This is a genomic window from Pseudoalteromonas sp. bablab_jr010 (assembly GCF_016464105.1).
Taxonomy (GTDB): Bacteria; Pseudomonadota; Gammaproteobacteria; order Enterobacterales; family Alteromonadaceae; genus Pseudoalteromonas; species Pseudoalteromonas simplex.
In genome coordinates, this window is record NZ_JACDWV010000161.1 from 1 (window position 1) to 15725 (window position 15725).

The window sequence follows — 15725 nt, forward strand, 5'->3', positions numbered from 1 at the left end:
AAATGCGCGTGATTACAATCGCCAACTGGTTGAAGCGATGATCAAAGTGAAGGCGCTAAATAAGATCAACACCCTTGGTCTGCCTAAATATCAGTAAGTTAAGTGAATTTGTTAGAGAGTTGCATTTGATCAACAAGGCCCATTCGTGACCGTAATTCCCTGTATCGTGTTAATTTTGAAGGTTTAGTAGAAAACCCATATACTTTATCAATTATCAACAAAACACAGCATAGCTTGAGCTATTCAATCGGTATAAGTGGTATTGCAGAAGCAAGCTTACAGGTGCCTGAAAAGATAACTGTTGAAGCAGGTCAGATGAAACGTGTGCCTGTCACTGTGGTTGCTGATGGCTACGAGTTAAAGTCAAAAGTAACGCCTATTAGTTTTCACATTCAAGCATTAGAAGATGCTGATATCGCAATAACTAAAGAAACTAAGTTTTACCGAGATTAACCTCAATCACGGCTCTAGAAACGAAAATGGCTTGTTTTTAACAAGCCATTTCTGCAAATTCGAGCTGCTTTAGCACATAAGCTTTAGCGCTGTCTAAATCATCAAATAAACAGTCCATTATTTGAATTGGAGATTGTGCTTGTGCAATGATGCGTTTCATTTGATTAAGCACAATAGACGAGCTAAACATATAAGCGGTTGCTATACAGTTAGTGCCTTGCAGGGCACGGAATAATTGAGTAAAACCACGTTCTGCATCAGGGGTGGTAGCAAGTAAATGGGTAGAATGACTAATATACGCCCACGGCTTTCCAGCGAAAGCAGTAATATGCTTTTTTAAATTGATTGCAAAGTCATTGACTAAACGAGCGTTAATATTGCCAGAAAACTGCCCAATAACAATTGGACCTTCAGTAATAATCCTGACACTGCCATAGTGATTCTTAAATTCCAATTTGCTTCCTTTTGAACTTAAAAAGAGCGCGAATTTTATACAATTCTATGTATGTGTCTAGTTATTTAGTATACAAATTTCAAAAAACATAACTTTTTCATTAATTTTATTTTTATGTGAATCCTATCTAATTATTTTGCATTGGAGTGAATAAATAATCCACTCCCTTTTTAAAGTATAGCTAACTATTTGTTAACAATGTAATTTAGAGCACCGCTAATTGAGGCTACTTGTGCATCAATACAAATGTCATCATTTGCTTGTGGACTATCAGGGTAAACCTCTGTTGTTGTGACATATTCTGCATCGGTTAAGCCCATACATAACCCCAGTTTTTTCGCTTGGTAATTAATTACACCAAATTGAGTTTGTGGTACGCCAATCAATTGGTTATTTTCATCACTTGGTGCGATGTGGGTTACTTTCTCAACTGATTTTATAATCGCTGTTTGAAATGCATCATGCGGACGCTCACTATCAGCGACAAGATAAAAGCCATCAGGAATGTTCCAGTTATCGTGGGTCTTTGCATCACGTGCTGCTAGAGCAGGGCGAAACTCACTATTATCAGTGTCTGTCGTTTCATGTAGGTCAATATGCACATAAGGTGCAATAGTGTTATCGGCTAAATATTGCATAATTGCTGCAGACTCTTCAGCGGGGCTATCTGCATAGAAAGAGCGATTTGGATCCGTGGCATTTGGATTCCAGCGGTTAATCGTTTCATATCCCCAAGGGCTGATACACGGAGCCACTAAAATATTAAAATCAGCAAAGTAGTCTTTGGCACTTCTCTTAGCAAACGCTAAAGCACCATGCACGCCACTTGTTTCATAACCATGAACACCACCGGTAACCAGCACAACAGGTTTATCAGCTTGCCATTGTTTGCTCTTTAAAATGTAAAGAGGGTATTTGTCGCTGTCGTAACTTAATGCGCCATATTGCTCAATATTGAAATCGCTTGTTAAAGAGTCTAGTTGCGATACAACATCATCTAAATAGCTACGCTTTACTGACTGTAATTCAAACCATGCTTTCTTATCTTCTTTGTTCCACGGCCTACCAGGGGTTCCTATAGGGTAACTCATAAAATACCTTGTTGTGACTTGCTGCAAAACGCCAAGCTTATCTAAGCTGTTAAGCTGCTGCAACTAGATAAGCTCAGTAGTAAAGTTACCTTGCTCGTACAGCTTTGCATGATGGTGCTTATGGGTCTCAAATAAGTAATTACGAAGTGCATCTTCACCTTGGCACACTTTCACTATTTTTCCGGCAATTCCTTTGCTGGTCGTTCTTATTGGCTTTACGCTAAGAATAACCTGTTCTTCACTCGGTAAATTAAATACCAACAGTATTTCTTTATTGAGAATAGGAGTTTGACGCTTTGGCTTGAGTAACACGCCTGTGCTTGATAAAGACAGTATCTGAAATTGCTCTGTGTGAATTTCGAGATCAGGCGTACGCCAGCTGCGTTCGATGCCTTTGGTGTCTATTACTTCTGGTGCGCTAAGTAAAGGGATCAGCTGACCATTCTCGTCCTTGGTAAATTCAAGAGGAAACCACAATTGATAAATCCCCACTTCAGCAAGCAGTGTCAGTTTGGCATTGGTAAGTAAACCATTTAATTTATCAGGCAAATTAAGCCTAACAGACATTTTTGTATCGGTTGGATCGCTATCAGTCCGTTCAGCCTCGAATAAACGGTTGAAAAAAGAGAGTTCTTGTTCGGATAAATGTGCCATATAAAGCTCCTTTTAAAGCACGCTTACTTATATGTATCATAAATTGTTCAAATTATGCACGTATAAAGAGCATTAATTGTGCCAGCAGCTTTGTGATTTATTTTGCGACGTATTTCACTTACACTGATAAAAAAACTAACAAGGATTTTATTTTGTCGAGCCTGACTGGTGTAAATAAAAGTTTAGTGATATTTGCTGCTTTAGTCGTTGTTTTAGCTGGTATTAAAGCTGCAAGTGTGATTGTTATCCCATTTGTATTGGCAGCCTTTATTGCCATTATTTGTAATCCCTTAATTCGTTTCTTTGCCAAATACGGTATCCCTAAAGGCATTGCTGTTGTATTTGTGATGTTGATGATTGTCGGTGTAGGGATAAGCCTTGCCGGGTTGGTTGGGCAATCGATGACCGATTTCTCTGAAAAGCTGCCTGAGTACAAAGCACAACTAAAAGAAGAATTTGTCTGGGTGGTTAATGTTGCAGCGAGTTATAACATCCTGATTGATAAAGAACAGATTATTTCTTTATTCGATCCGGGCAAAATGATTGATGTTGCAACCAACATGCTCACAGGCCTCGGTGGCGTGATGGCTAACTTGTTTTTGATCATCCTAACCGTGGTATTCATGTTGTTTGAAGGACCTATGCTGAGTAAAAAAGTGCATTTAGCACTTGATGATCCTGAAATGAAAATGCAGCAGGTTGATCGCTTTTTAGATTCAATTAATTCTTACCTGGCTATTAAAACGCTGGTTAGCTTAGGCACAGGTATGCTTGCAGGCTTTATGCTGTGGGCACTTGATGTTGATTACTTTGTACTTTGGGGTGTAGTGGCGTTCATGCTTAATTACATTCCAAACATAGGCTCTATCATTGCTGCCGTGCCTCCTGTGTTACTTGCTTTGATAACTCAAGGCCCACTGGTTGCAGGGTTTATTGCTGGCGGATATTTGGTTATTAACACCGTCATGGGTAACATTGTTGAACCGCGCTTTATGGGTAAAGGGTTGGGTTTATCGACGCTGGTGGTGTTTTTATCGTTAATATTCTGGGGCTGGCTGATGGGGACCGTGGGCATGTTGTTGTCAGTCCCATTAACCATGATAGTTAAAATAGCCTTAGAGACTAGTCAAGAAGGGCGATGGTTAGCTACCTTGCTTGGCAATGGCGAAGAGCTAAAACTTGAAGAGTAATACCAATCCGCAATAATACTTAATCATTTTGAGGGATTAAACCTGTCGCTATCTGCGTTAAAAATTTCTGATTTAGAACAACTAAATAACGAAATTTTTGCCTTGCTATCAACGAGGTTTTCTTGCCTCAAAATAGACCACTTAATTAAGCGAATTGGTATAAAAAGGCGCTTAAGCGCCTTTTTGTCCATGAGAATCTGTGAGTTGCTATTACTTTAGAGGTCGCTGTAAAACCTGCACATGGTTTTTTAGGATCTCAATTTCACATTGCTTGTAGGCAATAGCGGCTTTCGTACTATTTGGCATTTTTTGTAGATAACGCCAACGACAGCTGTCTTCTAAATAACGCTCTTGGTTCTTGATGCTGCGATTAAAAATCGGTAGCAATTGGCTGTTACCGCTATCCTCTTTGATTTTCTCAAGATCCATAGTGAGCTTATTAATCCACATCTTTTGGTCACGCTGCAGATCGGCGATAACTTGATCAAGACATTGAATATAGCGTTTGGTGTCATCGGTATTGTTGCTAGCAAGCTCACACGTTTGCTCTGCTTGAGCATGCGATGCACTCGCAATTAAAGCTAGAAAGCTGCCCTTAACGAGTATTGATGTTTTATTTTTTATCATGGTAATTAAACTCTAATATAAACTCAGCACCGGCTAGTTTCTCTGCATCTTTAATGGTTAAGGTGCCATTATACGAGTTGACTAAATCCGACACGATAGCCATGCCGACACCGTGGCCGCTTTCATAGGTATCGAGTCTGGTACCGCGAGTCAGTAATGATTCACGCTTGTGCTCAGGGACACCTGGGCCATCATCACTTATACTGAGGGTTAACTTTTTGTTCTGCTTAACCTTTATATCGACCTGTGAACGGCAAGCTTTACAGGCATTATCGATTAAATTACCAAGTAGTTCCATCAAATCTGTTTTATCACCCAAGAAATAGTCTTTTTCACTAACCTCTGAGGTAAATATAATATCTTTGTCGCGATAAACCTTGCTCATCGCGCTTATAATTGAGTCAATAACAGGCTTGATATGAGTTTGTTTCTTCCATGTGTCAGACGCACCTGTTGCAGCGCGCTTTAACTGGTGTTCGATCATCACATTAATTCGGTCTAGCTGCTCTTGTGCATCCGCATCATTGGCTAAAGGGCTTGATTTAAGCACTGCCAAAGGCGTTTTTAATGCATGAGCAAGGTCGCTCAACGAAGCACGGTAACGCTCTTTTTGGCGTTGCTGCGATTCAAGCAATAAGTTTAAATCGGCTTTAATAGTTTGTAGTTCAACCGGGTAAAGACCTTTAATTTGTTGGTTATCACCCGACTCAATGGCTTTAATTTCTTTATCGAGTCGTTGCAGTGGTCTTGCACTCCAAACAAAACCAATCGCCATGAGTGCAGCAATGGACACTCCCATGACATACATCCAATTTACGAGTGTCTGCTTAAAGCCATCCATCAACCTCAGTAGGGCATCATTACGCTTTAATAGGATAAAACGTGCATGCTCAGATTGATCAATGTTTTCTAAAATAACGGTAAGGGTTAACTGCCAGTACACGGTATTGTTGTATTCAACACGACGAAAATCCGCAGAGCCAGCTGGGGCTTCAAAGTTATCAGGAATAAAGTTGATATTAGTAGCCGATTCAGAATACCAAACTGGTAAGTCACCGCGATAAACCATCGCGTAGGTATCTGAGTTTAATCGATTTAGCTCTGGCGTTAAGATGGTGCTAGGCATAACAATGCCACGTTCAGTGAAATCAACTTCAGAAATTAATGAATATAAGTGAGCTTCGAGGGTTTTTTCGGTCGCTTCGACCAAAGAGGCGTAGTAAGCCTTACCAATTGAGAAAAACAGAATTGGTAGGGCGACTAATAAAACAAAGACAAGGATAAATCCTTGCCTTACTTTAAGCGGTATTTGCGATGCTACCACTGACTTTTAAGCCTATAACCACGGCCGCGTAATGTTTCTACTGGGTTAAGGGTACCATCAGGGTCAAGCTTCTTACGTAAACGCAATACGAAAACTTCGATTACGTTTGAATCAAGGTCAAAGTCTTGGTCGTAAATGTGCTCAGTTAGTTCAGATTTAGAAATTACCTTTTGTGGATTAACCATTAGGTATTCTAAAACTTTGTATTCGTATGCCGTTAAGCTAAGTTCTTTATCGTTAACCCATACTTGCTGTGAGCGAGTATGAATTTTAATAGGGCCAGCTGTCATTTCTGGGTTTGCTTTACCGGCGCTACGGCGGATAAGCGCATTACAGCGGGCAATTAGCTCTTCAACGTGGAAAGGTTTAGTTAGGTAGTCATCTGCACCTGCATCTAAGCCTTCTACTTTATCTTGCCAACGGTCACGTGCCGTTAAAATCAAAATAGGAATGGTAATACCTTGTGCACGTGCTTTGGTAATTAGTTCAATACCATCAACTTTAGGTAAGCCTAAATCGACTACCGCCATATCTAGCGGGTATTCGGTAATATGGAATAAACCAGCTTCACCATCGTGACAAAGGTCAACGCTGTAACGCTCTTTTTCTAGGGCATTACGAAGGTTATCTGCTAAGTGTAAATCATCTTCAATAACTAAAATTCGCATTCTTAATCCTTTTTCACTTCGCCAGTCTTTTTGTTCACATGGACATCAACCACGTGGCCGTTCGTTTTTAAAATTCTTACGGTAAATACTTTATCTTGCTCTGTGATTTTTAGGGTTCGGCCGTCTTCAGACTTTTTGGCGATCGTCACAGCCTGCTTTTTAGTCACCTCTTGGGCTTGTTTCTTATTGGCATCAGCATGAAAGCTTGATAATGCAAATAAAAGACTAAAACTGAAGGCTAATAATATGCGCATGACGGGGAACTCCTAAACCAGACCCATTTAGTTTAATTAACCAATTAACTAAAATTCAAGTAATTACGTTAAATTCTGTAATTCAATAGCCAAATCTTAGTTAATAAGCCGTGAACAAACACTGAATTATTGATTCAGTTAAGTTCAGAGGTTAACCAAATACTTTTTTAAATGGTTTTACGACTGAGTTGTCGTAAACACCCGCCGCAATATACGGATCGTTTGCAGCCCATTCACGTGCTGCTTCTAACGACTCAAACTCAGCAACCACTAATGAACCAGTAAAACCAGCGTCAGCTGGATCTTCACTATCAATGGCTGGCAATGGGCCTGCCGTAAATAAACGGTTTTGATCGTCTAATTCTTGAAGGCGTGCTAAGTGAGCAGGACGTGCAGATTTGCGAGCTTCTAAACTATTTTCAACATCCGTTGAATAAATCATATACAGCATGGTGTGTTCTCAATGTTATTTTTAAAAAATAGTAGCATATTCTTAGCAATAGACGAGAGATTATTCGCGTAATAATCTTTACACAAACCCATATAACTTTAACTTATAAAGCTTGAAATACGCGGTGTAACACTGTTAGAGTCGCTGGGTTGAGAAAATAATAATAAGGTTTTTAAATGAGCGAAAAACGCGAGCATTTTAGCTCCCGCCTCGGTTTTATTTTAGCGGCAGCCGGTTCTGCTGTAGGTATCGGAAACTTAGTAGGTTTTCCTGTTTCAGCCACAAAAAACGGCGGTGGTGCTTTCCTTTTAGTCTATGCATTGTTTGTCATTTTTATCTGTTTGCCAGTGATGATGGCTGAAATGGCCATGGGTCGTAAAGCGCAAAAAGATCCACTAGGTTCATACAAATTTTTAGCGGGTAATGATCCAAAATGGAACTTTGCTGGCTTTTTAGCTGTATTAACGCCATTTATGATTGCTGTTTTTTACATGGTGATCACGGTATGGATTTTCGGTTATTTATCGCAAACCGCTTTTGGTAATCTAGATGCCTTGGCGCAGCCGGATAATTTTGGCACCTTTATCAATAGCTACACCGTGTTTGGTTATATGGCCGTGGTTGCCATCATCGTTAACTTGATTTTAGTGGGCGGTGTTAAAGAAGGTATTGAAAAAGCGGCTAAGTTTATGATGCCAGCTTTATTTGTACTACTCACCGCGTTGGTTGTATACGTACTAACTCTTGATAACGCAATGGCCGGTGTTAAGTACTATGTTGTTCCTGACTTTTCAAAAATGGATGCCAGCGTATTAAATGGTGCATTAGCTCAAGCGTTTTTCTCGTTGTCACTGGGTATGGGTATCTTAATGACCTATGCATCGTATATTTCTAAGAAAGATGACATTGTTGGTAGTGCAAAAATGGTTGCAGTTACTGACTCGATGGTGGCATTTATTGCTGGTCTAATGGTGCTTCCAGCTATTTTCAGTTTTAACCCAGATACTGACCCTAGTAATTTATCAGATTCGTCAGTATCGATGATTTTTGTTTACCTACCAAAAATTTTATTAGCGTTACAAGCTGATATTGGCTACGTGGGTGCATCAATTGTTGCGTTTGTATTCTTCTTACTTGTCTTTTTTGCTGCAATTACGTCACTTGTATCAATTGTAGAGGTGCCAACAGCGACTTTAAGCGACCGCAAAGGTATTAGCCGTAAAAAAGCACTGGCTATCTTAACTTTATCTACAGGTGTTTTAACTGTGCTGTGTACAATGTCATTTGGTATGGTTGACTCGCTTACAAAGTTTGTTAGCTATGGCGGTGCAGATAAGAGCTTATTTGATATTGTTTATGATGTGTTTTACGACACAATTTTACCGCTTAACGGTTTAATGGTGTGTTTATTCGTTATGTATCGTTGGAAAAAAGCAAACTTGTCGGCAGAGTTAAGCCAAGGCTGTGAAGGCTATATTGGCAGCTTCACAGAGAAGTATGTGAACTTCTCACTATCAACGTTTATCCCTGCCATTTTATTACTAATCTTTGTAAATACGGTGGCGACTAAGTTTTTTGCATTTAGTATTTTCGGATTTTAAAGACCAGTTCAATACTTAGCCGCGCACTTTGCGCGGCTTTTTTATGCCTATTAAATTAAAAGGCCCCCGCATCGAGCACATCACCCAAGCCAAGGGTAAACATCCAAAGTCCCCATAAGCTGTGTTCAATCACACATACGAAGGTTGAGCGGCTTTGCGCGTAAGTATAAGAAAACAGCAGCCCCCCTAAAAAAGCCAACAGTACGGCCAATACATTCGCATAGACAATATGCGCCAATGCAAACACTGATGCGCTGACAATAATACGCACCGTTTTACTTGGCATAATGCGTTTGTAGCGATGGAAAAAGTAGGTTCTAAAAATCAGCTCTTGCGGCATCACCGATAAAATAGGGTAGAGCAATAACAACATTAGCCAATCGTTAAACGAGTTTCGTGGCAGTGAAAACCAGTTTTCTTGATTCATGATCCCGTAAAACATTCCAGAGAATAGCGCCCCTAAAAAGAAGAAACTAAATAAGCGACGTTTTACCGCACTAAATTGCCCAAGGCTTGTTAAACGAAAGCGTTTAAAATGGGGATCAGATAAAAGCAACATGCCGCACACGGCCATTAAAATAATAAGGGCAGGAATAAGCCAGTTAGCGAGGTAGGCACGAAGAAAGAAGCCTAATAGCGGCAAAGAAACAAATATGAGGGTAAATTCAAGCCAGCGGTATTGGTTAGCGTTCAATGTCGTCTCAGCGTGTTTTTTGCTTACGCTAACAAGCTAAGACGACAGATTTATGACATTAAGATTGCTTTGGATCTTTCTCTTCGTCATCTTCTGGTAAGTATTTGAATAGGGTGATGATCGTTGCTAACACGCAAACAAAGGTAATGCCCATTAAGCCAAACACTTTAAAGTTAACCCAAAAATCGAGCGAGAAGTTATAGGCAATGTAGATATTCAGCGCCGAGATACCAGCAGTCACTGCAACCCAAAACAGGTTAAGCTTATTCCAGAGCGCTTCAGGTACGTTGATTTCTTGTTTACTCTCAGAGGCATTTTCTAAAATCGAGCTTAGTGCTTTTTTCACTAAGTTTTTGCCAAGTACATAGCGGCTTACCAGCAAAGTAACACTGAAAATGGCATACACAATGGTGGCTTTCCATTTTACGAACTGCTCGTCGTGGAACACTAAGGTGAGGGTACCTAACACCACCGCTATGGCAAAAAACACCCAGTGACGGGTTGGCACTTTACCATCTTTAAAATAACAGTAAGCAACTTGAATTAAGGTGGTTAGCATCAGCAAGGCTGTTGCCCAATAAATATCAACTAACTTGAAAACCGCAAAAAACAGGATCAGCGGGATGTATTCAATAATCGCATGCATAAATTTATAAATGCTCTAATATAAAAAGATACTGGGTTGTATCAAGTTATCGTGCAAGATACAAGGTTGACTTAGCAGCCCTGAAAGCTTAGCCTCCCGAGCCAATCTGGCCTAAACCTGCGTTTAGGTTGTTTTACCTTATCTTTTTCCGCTTAACCTCAGATGATTAAGCGGCGTATTTTGGAGCACTTTTTATGAATAAAGCCGAGTTAGTATCGCAAATGGCTGCCCACAGTGAATTAACAAAAAAAGACACTCAAGCTGCCTTAACCAGCATGTTAAATGCTATCGAAAAGTCTCTTTCTGAGGGCGATCAAGTGCAAATTAATGGCTTTGGTACGTTTGCTCTGAGTTATTACCCAGCACGCAAAGGACGCAACCCACAAACCGGTGAAGAAATTGAAATAGAAGGCGCTAACAAGCCAGTTTTTAAACCTGCTAAAGCACTCAAAGACGGTTTATAAGCAGGATTTGCAAAGCTGTTGTAGTATTTACAGAGCATAAATAGAACACCTGAAAATTTATTCAATATTTTCAATCTATTAAGTTTGGCATGTTGTATGCTGTTAATCATTTAGGTTTACCTAAATAAGGAGATAACATGTCAAATTTAAATAGCCAACTGAATGGTAAAAAGATTGCTATTCTTGCAACCAATGGTTTTGAGCAAAGCGAGCTATTGTCACCACGAAGCGCATTATTAGAAGCGGGTGCACTTGTCGAAGTTGTGTCACTTGAGCGTGGCGATATCACCGCATGGGATGAAAACCAATGGGGTGAGCGAGTCAGTGTTGACCGTGTAGTCAGCGAAGCAGACTCTGCTGAGTATGACGCGTTACTTCTGCCTGGTGGCTTATTTAACCCAGATACGTTACGTCAAGATAGCGAAGCAAAAGCCTTTGTTGATGGTTTTTTCAGTGCCGGTAAAAACAAGCCCATCGCCGCGATTTGCCACGGCCCATGGTTATTAGCCGAAATTAATAAACTACGCGACCGCAAAGTAACCTCATACCCAAGTATTAAAACTGATTTAATCAATGCAGGAGCTAATTGGGTTGATCAAGAGGTGTGTGTTGATGAGGGCATAGTTACAAGCCGAAGCCCAGCCGACTTAGAGGCTTTTAATCGAAAATTCATAGAAGAGATTAAAGAGGGCGAGCATCGCCATCATTAATCATAAATGTTAAGCACAAAAAAGGGCCTTTATGGCCCTTTTTTAAGCAATACAATAAGTTACTTTGTAGCTGCCTTCATACTGGCTACAAACTCTTTTAAACCAGTTAGCATTGCTGCTTGATCATTAAGGTTTGCCTCGATGATTTTAACAACCGCAGAGCCTGAAATCGCACCAGCAGCTCCTGAATCGAGTGCTGATTTAACATCTTCCGGCGTTGATACACCAAAACCAAGTAATGCCGGTGCAGCATGGTAATCTTTTAGTTTTTTAACTAATGAATCTGCTGGCATTTGTGCCTTGGTTTCTGTGCCTGTCACACCTGCGCGTGAAAGAAGGTATGTGTAACCGCGGCCATATGACGCACACTCTCGTAACGTGTCATCATCAGCATTCGGTGTAGCAATAAAAATTGGGTCAATACCATTTTTCATTGCTGTTTGGCGAAATAGCTTTGACTCATGTAGCGGCACGTCAGCCACTAAAATTGAATCGACACCGGCTTCTTTAGCATCTTGATAAAACTTTTCGATGCCACGCTTAAACACAAGATTTGAATACAATAACAGGCCAATTGGAATATCGGCATTGTACTGGCGCACTTGTTTAATGATATCAAAGCAATCTTGGGTATTGATGTTTTCATCAAGTGCACGAATGTTGGCCGCTTGGATCACCGGGCCATCTGCAATCGGATCTGAAAATGGAATACCTAGCTCAAGGGCATCGGCGCCGCCATCAATTAAACTTTTGATGATTTCTACGCTCAGTGCTTTATTAGGATCGCCAATCGTAACAAAGGGTACAAAAGCACCTTGGTTTGTTTCATTTAATGTGGCGAACAGTTGTCCGTAACGGTTAGTCTGGCTCATAGTGCGCCTCCTTCTGATAAAACACTGTGTACGTGAGCCAAATCTTTATCGCCTCGGCCGCTTAGGTTAACCACTAAAATAGTGTCTTCGGTTTGTTGCTCGGCATATTTAAGGGCATATGCGAGGGCATGGCTTGATTCAAGCGCTGGAATAATCCCCTCGTTCTTAGCCAGTAGTTGGAATGCTTCAAGCGCTTCAGTATCGGTAATACCTACGTACTCAGCACGGCCAGTTTCATGTAAGTGCGCATGTTGTGGGCCAACAGCAGGGTAATCAAGACCTGCTGATACAGAGTAAGACTCTTCAATTTGACCATCATCATCTTGCATAATATAGGTATAGGTACCGTGTAAAATGCCTTTTGTGCCTTTACATAAGGTTGCACCATGCTGGTGGGTATCTAAGCCTTTACCAGCAGGCTCTACACCAATTAATTTTACGCTTGGCTCATCAATAAAGTCTGTGAACATACCAATGGCGTTAGAGCCACCACCCACGCAAGCAAGCACAGCATCCGGTAAGCGACCTTCAGCTTTTAGCACTTGTTGTTTTGCTTCTTCACCAATCATTTTTTGGAACTCACGCACCATGGTTGGGAATGGGTGAGGGCCTGCTGCAGTGCCTAGTAGATAGTGAGCATCTTTGTAATTTGCTGACCAGTCACGCAGGGCTTCGTTTACGGCATCTTTTAAGGTGCCAGAGCCCGCTGTGACAGGAATAACCTCTGCGCCCATTAATTTCATACGAAATACATTTGGTTGTTGGCGTTCAACGTCTTTTGCACCCATGTAAATACGGCACTTTAAGCCAAGTAGGGCGCAGGCTAGGGCCGTTGCAACACCGTGTTGGCCGGCACCTGTTTCTGCAATCACTTCTTTTTTACCCATGCGTTTAGTAAGGAGTGCTTGGCCAAGTACTTGATTGGTTTTGTGTGCACCGCCGTGCAGTAAATCTTCACGCTTTAAATACAGTTTTACCTTAGGGTTTTTAACTAAGTTACGTGTCAGTGTTAATGGCGTAGGGCGGCCTGCGTATTCATTTAATAGTTTTTCAAACTCAGCCTGAAAAGCTGGATCGTTTTGCGATTTATTAAACTCTGCTTCTAGTTGCTTGAGTGCTGGCACAAGCAGCTGTGGTACAAACATACCACCGAATTCACCGAAATAAGCTGGATTTTGCATTCTAACCTCAATAATTTCTGATATGCGAAAACGCATTTTGTAATTTTGTTTGGCACTTTTTACCCGCTGACGCTTCAACGCCAGAATTTAGGTCAAGACCATTAGCACCGCGATAAAGCGCTGCGTGAATATTTTCTGGGTTTAAACCCCCGGCTAACATAAACGGCACGGTTGCCGTTTCTAGCACAGACCAATCAAATGCTTCGCCTGTGCCGCCTTTTTGGCTTTTGCTGTAAGTGTCGTACAAATGGCGGTCAACCCCTTCAAGCGGTTTGGGTAATTCGCCTTTAACGGCTTGGGCTTTCCAAATTTCACAGCCAAGCGGTAATTGCTTTCTGAGACTTTGAATATACTCGCTATTCTCGTCACCATGTAATTGCACTGCAGCTAATTTTAAGCTTTGTGCATAATCGACCACTTGTTCAAGAGGTGCATTGACAAACACACCCACATACGCGAGCGGGGCACTTTGCGTAACTTGCTTGGCACAGTCGATATCGACATAACGCGGTGACTTAGGATAAAAAATTAAGCCACCATACACAGCACCACTGGCGTAGGCTGCTATCGCATCTTGTGAACGGGTTAAACCGCACACTTTGTTCTCACCTAAAATGACTTTACGGCATGCGGCTTCTAAGTCGCGCTCAGCCATTAATGAGCTGCCAATTAAAAAGCCATCGCACAATGGTGCAAGGCGTTTTACATCTTTATGGGTATAAATGCCCGACTCTGAAATTACCACTTTGTCATTTGGGATAAGCTGACGTAAACGCTCTGTTGTTGCAAGATCAGTGCTTAAATCACGAAGGTCGCGGTTATTAATACCAATTAGGCTGGCATTAAGTGCAAGAGCACGGCTTACTTCTTGCTCATTACTGACTTCAGTGAGTACCGACATATTTAAAGAGTCAGCCACTTTATGAAGCGCTAAATATTGCTCGTCATCAAGAACTGAGAGCATTAATAAAATGGCATCACCACCAGATAAGCGTGCTAAATAAACTTGGTACTCATCAATAAAGAAGTCTTTACAAATAAGCGGCTGTTCCACTTGGCTGCGCACGTATTCAAGGTACTGATAGCTGCCTTGGAAATATTTTTCATCTGTTAGTACGCTCATACAGGTTGCGTACTTTTTATAAACCGATGTAATTTCGTCTAAATTAAATGGTTCGCGAATAAGTCCTTTTGACGGTGAGGCCTTTTTACATTCTAAAATAAACTGCGTACCGGTTGCTGCTAATGCTGCTTCAAAGTCTCGCTTGGTTGGCACAACCTCGCTAATGAATGACTCAAGCGGGCGCTGTGCTTTTCTTTGTTCTAATTCAATACGTTTGTCGGCAACAATTTTGTCTAACACGTTAGCCATGACTTACCTCAATAATTGCGTTCAATGTGTCCATCGCTTTGCCTGATGCTAATAATTCAATTACTTGATCTGCGGCTGCTTTTAAATCACTTGCTTTATCGGTTAAATAAAGAAGGGCGGCGACGTTGGCTATAATGGCAGCGTTATGCGCCATTTCACCTTGACCTTGTAAAATCGCTAAGCTTGCTTTTGCGTTATATTCTGGGCCTTGGCCTGCTAGTTGTTCAAGTGAATAGTTTGCAAGACCAAAATCGCTCGCTGTTAGCGTGTATTCGCTCAGTTCACCGTTATTAAGCTCAACCACTTTGGTTGTCCCGTGTAAGGCGATTTCGTCAGTGCCTGCACCGTGAACCACCATAGCGCGTTTTGTGCCAAGGGTTTTTAAGGTTTCGGCCATTGGTAAGCACAGTGAAGGGTCATAAACACCAAGCAATTGCACCTCAGGGGCAGCAGGGTTGGCCAGTGGACCTAAGATATTAAAAATTGTGCGGCTTTTAAGAGCCGTACGCACGCCCATCGCATGGCGTACACCACTGTGATAATGCGGTGCAAATAAAAATGTAAACCCAGTATTGTCTAAACAATGCGCTGCTTGCTCAGGGCTCATATCGATATTGATACCCAAGGCTTTAAGTAAATCAGCTGAGCCCGAGTTACTCGACACACTGCGATTACCATGTTTGACCATGTTGATGCCCGCAGCGGCAGCAACAATAGCAGCCGTTGTACTAATATTAATTGTGTTTGAGCCATCGCCACCTGTACCACAGCTATCAGCAAGTAAGGTTTTGCTGGTTTGAAATGGCACTGCATTGGCGCGCATTGATGCCGCCGCACCGGCGATTTCATCACTTGTTTCGCCTTTTAGTTTTAGGGCGATAAGTGCAGCCGTTAATTCAATATCATTAAGCTGGCCATTCATGATGGCATCAAATAATGCAGTTGCTTGCGAAAATGATAAATCTTGCTTTGCTAATAATTGGTTTAACTGGGTTTGAGTTGTTGCTTCCATGTTATTC

Annotated in this window: 19 protein-coding genes; 5 read left to right on the plus strand and 14 right to left on the minus strand. The window is 41.3% G+C overall.

Annotation, left to right across the window (positions count from 1 at the left end; translation table 11 throughout):
* Positions 1-141: 141 nt before the first annotated feature.
* Positions 142-453, plus strand: a complete 312-nt coding sequence (locus tag JIG37_RS16980) for a FixG Ig-like domain-containing protein (protein WP_348535087.1) — start codon at positions 142-144, stop codon at positions 451-453.
* Between the two features lie 37 nt (positions 454-490).
* Here the strand turns inward: JIG37_RS16980 and JIG37_RS16985 are convergent, their stop codons facing one another.
* From JIG37_RS16985 to JIG37_RS16995, 3 genes are all read right to left on the minus strand, one after another.
* Positions 491-907 carry a hypothetical protein gene (locus JIG37_RS16985; RefSeq protein ID WP_054552903.1) on the minus strand — a complete coding sequence of 139 codons (417 nt, stop codon included), beginning with the start codon at positions 905-907 and terminating at the stop codon, positions 491-493.
* Positions 908-1092: 185 nt separating this feature from the next.
* Positions 1093-1998 (minus strand): M14 family metallocarboxypeptidase, encoded by a 906-nt coding sequence (locus JIG37_RS16990; protein WP_199529897.1) that lies wholly within the window; start codon positions 1996-1998, stop codon positions 1093-1095.
* Between the two features lie 63 nt (positions 1999-2061).
* Positions 2062-2652: a hypothetical protein gene (locus tag JIG37_RS16995; protein WP_199529898.1), complete on the minus strand. Its 591-nt coding sequence runs from the start codon at positions 2650-2652 to the stop codon at positions 2062-2064.
* A gap of 152 nt (positions 2653-2804) precedes the next feature.
* Here JIG37_RS16995 and JIG37_RS17000 point away from each other — a divergent pair, with 152 nt between their 5' ends.
* Positions 2805-3842 (plus strand): AI-2E family transporter, encoded by a 1038-nt coding sequence (locus tag JIG37_RS17000; RefSeq protein ID WP_054553083.1) that lies wholly within the window; start codon positions 2805-2807, stop codon positions 3840-3842.
* 210 nt (positions 3843-4052) lie between these two features.
* Here the strand turns inward: JIG37_RS17000 and JIG37_RS17005 are convergent, their stop codons facing one another.
* From JIG37_RS17005 to JIG37_RS17025, 5 genes are all read right to left on the minus strand, one after another.
* Positions 4053-4469, minus strand: a complete 417-nt coding sequence (locus JIG37_RS17005; RefSeq protein WP_138602354.1) for a hypothetical protein — start codon at positions 4467-4469, stop codon at positions 4053-4055.
* The gene (locus tag JIG37_RS17010) at positions 4456-5793 is read right to left on the minus strand and encodes an ATP-binding protein (RefSeq protein ID WP_054552906.1); all 1338 of its coding nucleotides are present in this window, start codon (positions 5791-5793) and stop codon (positions 4456-4458) included. The genes JIG37_RS17005 and JIG37_RS17010 overlap by 14 nt, the downstream gene beginning before the upstream one ends.
* Complete coding sequence (locus JIG37_RS17015) at positions 5787-6461, minus strand: response regulator transcription factor (protein ID WP_054552907.1); 675 nt, start codon at positions 6459-6461, stop codon at positions 5787-5789. The genes JIG37_RS17010 and JIG37_RS17015 overlap by 7 nt, the downstream gene beginning before the upstream one ends.
* Before the next feature lie 2 nt (positions 6462-6463).
* Positions 6464-6715, minus strand: coding sequence for a PepSY domain-containing protein (locus tag JIG37_RS17020; RefSeq protein WP_054552908.1), 252 nt, complete (start codon positions 6713-6715; stop codon positions 6464-6466).
* A gap of 151 nt (positions 6716-6866) precedes the next feature.
* Positions 6867-7166 (minus strand): YciI family protein, encoded by a 300-nt coding sequence (locus JIG37_RS17025; protein WP_054552909.1) that lies wholly within the window; start codon positions 7164-7166, stop codon positions 6867-6869.
* Positions 7167-7342: 176 nt separating this feature from the next.
* Between JIG37_RS17025 and JIG37_RS17030 the strand changes: the two genes are divergently transcribed.
* Positions 7343-8767: a sodium-dependent transporter gene (locus JIG37_RS17030; protein ID WP_054552910.1), complete on the plus strand. Its 1425-nt coding sequence runs from the start codon at positions 7343-7345 to the stop codon at positions 8765-8767.
* 55 nt (positions 8768-8822) lie between these two features.
* On the opposite strand, the gene JIG37_RS17035 is transcribed toward JIG37_RS17030, so the two are convergent.
* Together JIG37_RS17035 and JIG37_RS17040 are read right to left on the minus strand one after the other, a co-directional pair.
* The gene (locus JIG37_RS17035; RefSeq protein WP_054552911.1) at positions 8823-9461 is read right to left on the minus strand and encodes a CPBP family glutamic-type intramembrane protease; all 639 of its coding nucleotides are present in this window, start codon (positions 9459-9461) and stop codon (positions 8823-8825) included.
* Between the two features lie 58 nt (positions 9462-9519).
* The gene (locus tag JIG37_RS17040; protein WP_054561224.1) at positions 9520-10107 is read right to left on the minus strand and encodes an inner membrane-spanning protein YciB; all 588 of its coding nucleotides are present in this window, start codon (positions 10105-10107) and stop codon (positions 9520-9522) included.
* A gap of 194 nt (positions 10108-10301) precedes the next feature.
* Here JIG37_RS17040 and JIG37_RS17045 point away from each other — a divergent pair, with 194 nt between their 5' ends.
* Positions 10302-10571 carry an HU family DNA-binding protein gene (locus tag JIG37_RS17045; RefSeq protein ID WP_138602350.1) on the plus strand — a complete coding sequence of 90 codons (270 nt, stop codon included), beginning with the start codon at positions 10302-10304 and terminating at the stop codon, positions 10569-10571.
* Positions 10572-10708: 137 nt separating this feature from the next.
* On the plus strand, positions 10709-11281 hold the full coding sequence (locus JIG37_RS17050; RefSeq protein WP_054552914.1) for a type 1 glutamine amidotransferase domain-containing protein: 573 nt from the start codon (positions 10709-10711) through the stop codon (positions 11279-11281).
* 59 nt (positions 11282-11340) lie between these two features.
* Here the strand turns inward: JIG37_RS17050 and trpA are convergent, their stop codons facing one another.
* The 4 genes from trpA to trpD are packed head-to-tail and all read right to left on the minus strand — an operon-like array spanning position 11341 to position 15718.
* Complete coding sequence (gene trpA / locus JIG37_RS17055) at positions 11341-12153, minus strand: tryptophan synthase subunit alpha (protein WP_199529899.1); 813 nt, start codon at positions 12151-12153, stop codon at positions 11341-11343.
* The gene (gene trpB / locus JIG37_RS17060) at positions 12150-13334 is read right to left on the minus strand and encodes a tryptophan synthase subunit beta (protein WP_138619900.1); all 1185 of its coding nucleotides are present in this window, start codon (positions 13332-13334) and stop codon (positions 12150-12152) included. The genes trpA and trpB overlap by 4 nt, the downstream gene beginning before the upstream one ends.
* A gap of 7 nt (positions 13335-13341) precedes the next feature.
* On the minus strand, positions 13342-14706 hold the full coding sequence (gene trpCF, locus JIG37_RS17065; protein WP_199529900.1) for a bifunctional indole-3-glycerol-phosphate synthase TrpC/phosphoribosylanthranilate isomerase TrpF: 1365 nt from the start codon (positions 14704-14706) through the stop codon (positions 13342-13344).
* Positions 14699-15718: an anthranilate phosphoribosyltransferase gene (gene trpD / locus JIG37_RS17070; RefSeq protein ID WP_138602342.1), complete on the minus strand. Its 1020-nt coding sequence runs from the start codon at positions 15716-15718 to the stop codon at positions 14699-14701. Before trpD ends, trpCF begins: the two co-directional genes overlap by 8 nt.
* Positions 15719-15725: the final 7 nt, after the last annotated feature.

What these genes read in the sequence shown, in the direction of transcription:
- JIG37_RS16990 (WP_199529897.1), bottom strand. Translation starts at nt 1,998, where the DNA reads ATGAGTTACCCTATAGGAACCCCTGGTAGGCCGTGGAACAAAGAAGAT.
- JIG37_RS16995 (WP_199529898.1), bottom strand. Translation starts at nt 2,652, where the DNA reads ATGGCACATTTATCCGAACAAGAACTCTCTTTTTTCAACCGTTTATTC.
- JIG37_RS17005 (WP_138602354.1), bottom strand. Translation starts at nt 4,469, where the DNA reads ATGATAAAAAATAAAACATCAATACTCGTTAAGGGCAGCTTTCTAGCT.
- JIG37_RS17015 (WP_054552907.1), bottom strand. Translation starts at nt 6,461, where the DNA reads ATGCGAATTTTAGTTATTGAAGATGATTTACACTTAGCAGATAACCTT.
- JIG37_RS17020 (WP_054552908.1), bottom strand. Translation starts at nt 6,715, where the DNA reads ATGCGCATATTATTAGCCTTCAGTTTTAGTCTTTTATTTGCATTATCA.
- JIG37_RS17025 (WP_054552909.1), bottom strand. Translation starts at nt 7,166, where the DNA reads ATGCTGTATATGATTTATTCAACGGATGTTGAAAATAGTTTAGAAGCT.
- JIG37_RS17030 (WP_054552910.1), top strand. Translation starts at nt 7,343, where the DNA reads ATGAGCGAAAAACGCGAGCATTTTAGCTCCCGCCTCGGTTTTATTTTA.
- JIG37_RS17040 (WP_054561224.1), bottom strand. Translation starts at nt 10,107, where the DNA reads ATGCATGCGATTATTGAATACATCCCGCTGATCCTGTTTTTTGCGGTT.
- JIG37_RS17045 (WP_138602350.1), top strand. Translation starts at nt 10,302, where the DNA reads ATGAATAAAGCCGAGTTAGTATCGCAAATGGCTGCCCACAGTGAATTA.
- JIG37_RS17050 (WP_054552914.1), top strand. Translation starts at nt 10,709, where the DNA reads ATGTCAAATTTAAATAGCCAACTGAATGGTAAAAAGATTGCTATTCTT.
- trpA (WP_199529899.1), bottom strand. Translation starts at nt 12,153, where the DNA reads ATGAGCCAGACTAACCGTTACGGACAACTGTTCGCCACATTAAATGAA.
- trpB (WP_138619900.1), bottom strand. Translation starts at nt 13,334, where the DNA reads ATGCAAAATCCAGCTTATTTCGGTGAATTCGGTGGTATGTTTGTACCA.
- trpCF (WP_199529900.1), bottom strand. Translation starts at nt 14,706, where the DNA reads ATGGCTAACGTGTTAGACAAAATTGTTGCCGACAAACGTATTGAATTA.
- trpD (WP_138602342.1), bottom strand. Translation starts at nt 15,718, where the DNA reads ATGGAAGCAACAACTCAAACCCAGTTAAACCAATTATTAGCAAAGCAA.